A 1,104-nucleotide genomic window follows, 5' to 3' on the forward strand; every position below is an offset into this window, starting at 1 on the left:
AAAAGACGTTATTGCGTTCTTATTTTTGGCGTTTATGTTTTGCATATTACAATCCTTTTATAACAAATCAATTAACCCAACGCCGAGTAAGTTACGTTTTTTATCCTTGGCCGGCGGCGGCGTGGGTTATTTCCGTCGTTAGCCAAAAAAAACAATATTTCCAATATGTATATGGCGTGCTATACTTCTTTAAAATGAATGAAAGGAGGCATGAATGTTAGAACATAGAGAAGAGATTCTTGCAAAGGCTTTAGAATTACCGCCTATGGAACGAGCAGAGTTAATCGAGAACCTACTTTCCAGTTTTGAATTTTCATCGCGGAAAGATAGGGACGCTTTGTGGGCTCAAGAAGCAGAAAGCCGAATTGATGCATTTGAGCGGGGTGACATAGCAGCAATTCCTGCAAAGAATGTTTTTGAAGAAATCGAGAAACAAAAAAAATAATGAAAATTGATTTTCTGGCTCCTGCTAAGGCTGAATTCAAAGATGCTATTGCCTATTACAATTTGCAAAGTGAAGGGCTCGGTTTTGAGTTTGCGGCAGAAGTAAAGAGAACATTAGAGCGAATTGTTCAATATCCAGAAGCATGGTCTCCTCTATCGAAACGAACTCGCCGTTGTAGAACGAATAGATTTCCTTATGGAGTTATTTATCAGATTAGAGGAGAAATAATTCTTGTTGTAGCGATAATGCATCTCAGTAGAGACCCCCGAATGTGGGAATCCCGTCTAAAAAACGAAGAACAGTAGAAAAATGGGCTAACAAATCAATCCAGCGGACACGGATAAAGCCACGTGCCGCTGATTTCAAGCATTATAAAACAAAAAATACATAATAAAGGAAAACCAAAATGTTCAAAACGTCTATATGCCCTCATTGTCATAAGATATTAAGCGTAAGTCTTGACCCACTTGCGCTGAAGGCGGATATCGTTTCAGAATTTTTGAAGACCCTTGGAAGGTAAAAGACGTTATTGCGTTCTTATTTTTGGCGTTTATGTTTTGCATATTACAATCCTTTTATAACAAATCAATTAACCCAACGCCGAGTAAGTTACGTTTTTTATCCTTGGCCGGCGGCGGCGTGGGTTATTTCCGTCGTTA

2 protein-coding genes are annotated in these 1,104 nt (G+C 38.9%); both read left to right on the forward strand.

The genetic code is table 11. The annotated features are described in order from the left end of the window. Window positions 1-214: 214 nt before the first annotated feature. Window positions 215-445, forward strand: coding sequence for an addiction module protein (locus tag VXK47_RS00110; protein WP_435546740.1), 231 nt, complete (start codon window positions 215-217; stop codon window positions 443-445). Continuing rightward, complete coding sequence (locus VXK47_RS00115) at window positions 445-750, forward strand: type II toxin-antitoxin system RelE/ParE family toxin (RefSeq protein ID WP_435546741.1); 306 nt, start codon at window positions 445-447, stop codon at window positions 748-750. The genes VXK47_RS00110 and VXK47_RS00115 overlap by 1 nt, the downstream gene beginning before the upstream one ends. Window positions 751-1,104: the final 354 nt, after the last annotated feature.

Source organism: Desulfobacterium sp. N47 (assembly GCF_051233685.1).
Classification (GTDB): domain Bacteria; phylum Desulfobacterota; class Desulfobacteria; order Desulfobacterales; family RPRI01; genus RPRI01.

What these genes read in the sequence shown, in the direction of transcription:
- VXK47_RS00110 (WP_435546740.1), top strand. Translation starts at nt 215, where the DNA reads ATGTTAGAACATAGAGAAGAGATTCTTGCAAAGGCTTTAGAATTACCG.
- VXK47_RS00115 (WP_435546741.1), top strand. Translation starts at nt 445, where the DNA reads ATGAAAATTGATTTTCTGGCTCCTGCTAAGGCTGAATTCAAAGATGCT.